This window comes from Bradyrhizobium sp. PRIMUS42, from assembly GCF_023006515.1.
In the GTDB taxonomy this organism is placed as follows: domain Bacteria; phylum Pseudomonadota; class Alphaproteobacteria; order Rhizobiales; family Xanthobacteraceae; genus Bradyrhizobium.
Map to the genome: position 1 here is coordinate 1 of NZ_JALBGZ010000748.1, position 2,938 is coordinate 2,938.

Sequence of the window (2,938 nt, forward strand, 5' to 3'; positions counted from 1 at the left end):
GAGGCGCTGTGCGCAGGGCTCGCCGCCGAGCGGATGTCCGCGGCCGAGCGCCACGGCCTGGAGGCCATCCACGAGGAGTTGCGGGTGCTGAGCTACACCGGCAATCCCGACCGCTTTCACGAGGTCAACGAGCGCTTCCACAATGCGATCTATGCCGGATCGCAGAACGGCTACATCGCCGAGATCACGCTGGCGACGCGCGTGCGCGTGCAGCCGTTCCGCCGCGCCCAGTTCCGCAACCTCGGACGTCTCGCCAAATCGCAAGCCGAGCACGACCGCGTCGTCGTCGCCATCATGCGCGGCGACAAGCAGGGCGCCGCTGCCGCGATGCGCGCGCATATCGAGCTGGTACGCGGCGAGTACGAAATCTACGCGGTGTCGGTGTAGGCCGACGCGCTCGGTGCCGTAGGGTGGGCAAAGGCGCAAAGCGCCGTGCCCACGTTCTTTTCGTGAAGGACGAGATCGTGGGCACGCTTCGCTTTGCCCACCCTACGAGACCTATTTTGTTGCGGTATCCGCCATATACTTCCGCCATCCCCCAAACGTCGTGATATCCCGCGCGTCGCCCAGCACCTCGGGTTCGACCAGAAATCCCTTCACGCTGCGGCCATCCGCAAGCCGCACCGTGCCGATCGCCATCGGCGCGGGGATCGCATTGACGAACTTGCCGAAGGCGGACGACGACAGCGACCATATCTCCAGCTCGATCGCGGCGCCCTTGCCTGCCTCGACGCGAAGCAGGCCCGGCTTTGGCGGGGTGGTCTTGAGCGCGTAGAGCTTGTAGTCCGGCGCCGTCCTTGTTGCCTCGACCAGATGGCCGTTCAGCGCGGTCAACTCGCCGTTCAGCACCATGCCGGACAGATGCGCACCGACCACGGCGATCGGGATCTCGTCGCCGCTGCTCGCCGGCAACGGTGCGAGCGGTGCTTGCACCACGCTCTTTGCGCCGAGACCCAACTTCGTATCCGCATGGAAGACACGGCCGATGCTGGCCAGCATCGCATCGCGTCCGGCAGGCGCGAGCAGCGTGATGCCGAACGGAATGCCGTCGGCGCGCATCGACGCCGGAACGGCAAGACCGCAGAGGTCGAGCAGATTGACGAAATTGGTGTAGGTGCCAAGGCGGCTGTTGAGCTCGATCGGATTGGCGAGCACCTGCTCGGTCGTATAGGCCGTCGGCGCCGTCGGCAGCACCAGCGCGTCGATATTGGCAAAGGTGCGCTCGGCGATCTTGCGCAGGCCCTGCAGGCGGTAGAGCGCTGAAAAGGTCTCGGCCGCCGTCAGCCGCGCGCCCGCCGCGGTGATCTCGCGTGTCACGGGATGGATCGTATCGGGCGCGGAAGCGAGCAGATCCTTGATCACGAGATAGCGCTCGGCGACCCACGGGCCCTCATAGAGCAGTCGCGCCGTCTCGTAGAACGGCTCGAGGTCGAACTCGACCAGCGTGGCGCCAAGTGCGGTCCAGCGCTTCAGCGTATCGGCGTAGGCAGCTTCGGATGCTTTGTCGCCGAAGAAGATCAACTGTCCGTTGCGAGGCACGCCGAGGCGCAAGCCTGCCGTGAACGGCGTGAGCGCACCCAGCGGCCGGTCGCGCGAGAACGGATCGGCCGAGTCTGGCCCCGCCATCACGGACAGAGCGAGCGCGGCATCGTCCACCGTCAGTGCGAACACCGAGATGCAATCGAGCGTACGGCAGGCCGGCACCAGTCCCGCATTCGAGATCATGCCGAGGCTGGGCTTCAGCCCGACGATGTTGTTGAGCATCGCCGGGACGCGGCCCGAGCCGGCGGTGTCGGTGCCCAGCGACAGCGGCACGAGGCCGGCGCCGACGGCGACGGCGGAGCCCGAGCTCGATCCGCCGGGAATCAGATCGTCACGGACTGAATTCTTGGGAATGCCGTAGGGCGATCGCACGCCGACGAGGCCGGTTGCGAACTGGTCGAGATTGGTCTTGCCGATGATGATGGCGCCGGCGGCACGCAGGCGCGCCACCGCGGTCGAATCGTGTGCCGGCGTGGTGGAGAAGGCCGGGCAGGCCGCGGTGGTCGGAAATCCCAGCGCGTCGATATTGTCCTTCACCGCAACCGGCACGCCATAAAGCGCCAGGTTGGCGGCGTCCGTCCGCGCAGCAAGCTTTTCGGCCTCCGCGATGGCGTCCTTCTCGTCGCGCAGGCTGATGAAGATGGCGAGATCGTTGTGGTCGCGGATGCGCCGATAGGTCCGCGCGACCGTCTGCGCCGGCGTCAGCGTGCCCGCGCGATGCGCGGCCACAATCGCGGCGATCGTTTCAGGCTGCTCAGCCCCCATGGCTACAAAACTCCGGCAATTCGTCCTCGCCCGGAGTGAAGCAAGCGATGTGCCATTGTGTACAATATCCGGGCAGCCCGATTGCTCCGGATATTATCGTGTGATCAGTGGCTTGGGGGATGTTTCGGCAGGCGGGCGGACGGTCGCGGCAGCGCCCTGTGACGGGCATCTGCTCAAATCATGGGCAGTCGAGATCAGGTGAAGCCGGCAAGGATCCGGAGCAGGTGGGCCCGGTTTTCCTTGCCGATCTTCGCCTCGACGTTTCGCTCGTGCTCGGCCGCGAGCCGCTTGAACTTCGCTAGCGCCGTCTCGCCCTGCGCGGTGAGATGCAGCGCATGCGAGCGCCGGTCCGCCTTCGACTTGACCCGCTTGACCAGCTTGCGCAGTTCGAGGCTGTCGAGCAGATGCACCAGCCGGGCGCGCTCGATGCCGAGGCGCTTTGCCACGGCCATCTGCGACAGGCCCGGATTGGCCCCGACCACCGTCAGCACCGAATATTGCGTCGGCCGGATGTCGACATCGCCGAGCGTCCTGATGAAGTCCTGGAAGATCCAGATCTGGAAGCGCCGCACCGCATAGCCCGCGTGCCCGACCAGGGCGTCGAGGCCGACATCGTCGGCGATATCGCGAG

At 66.3% G+C, this 2,938-nt stretch carries 3 protein-coding genes; 1 reads left to right on the forward strand and 2 read right to left on the reverse strand.

Annotation, left to right across the window (positions count from 1 at the left end):
- Positions 1-387 (forward strand): GntR family transcriptional regulator (locus MOV75_RS32955; RefSeq protein WP_247007413.1); only part of this gene is annotated, 387 nt, incomplete at its 5' end.
- A 111-nt stretch (positions 388-498) separates the two neighbouring features.
- Here the strand turns inward: MOV75_RS32955 and atzF are convergent.
- Both atzF and MOV75_RS32965 read right to left on the reverse strand, forming a co-directional pair.
- Entirely contained in the window at positions 499-2,307 is a 1,809-nt protein-coding gene (atzF, locus tag MOV75_RS32960; RefSeq protein ID WP_246921317.1) for an allophanate hydrolase, read from the reverse strand.
- Between the two features lie 194 nt (positions 2,308-2,501).
- On the reverse strand, positions 2,502-2,938 hold a 437-nt coding region (locus MOV75_RS32965; protein ID WP_247007414.1), incomplete at its 5' end, for a MarR family winged helix-turn-helix transcriptional regulator.

Bases quoted from the DNA above. Each gene is read 5' to 3' on its own strand.
- atzF (WP_246921317.1), bottom strand. From the start codon at position 2,307: ATGGGGGCTGAGCAGCCTGAAACGATCGCCGCGATTGTGGCCGCGCAT.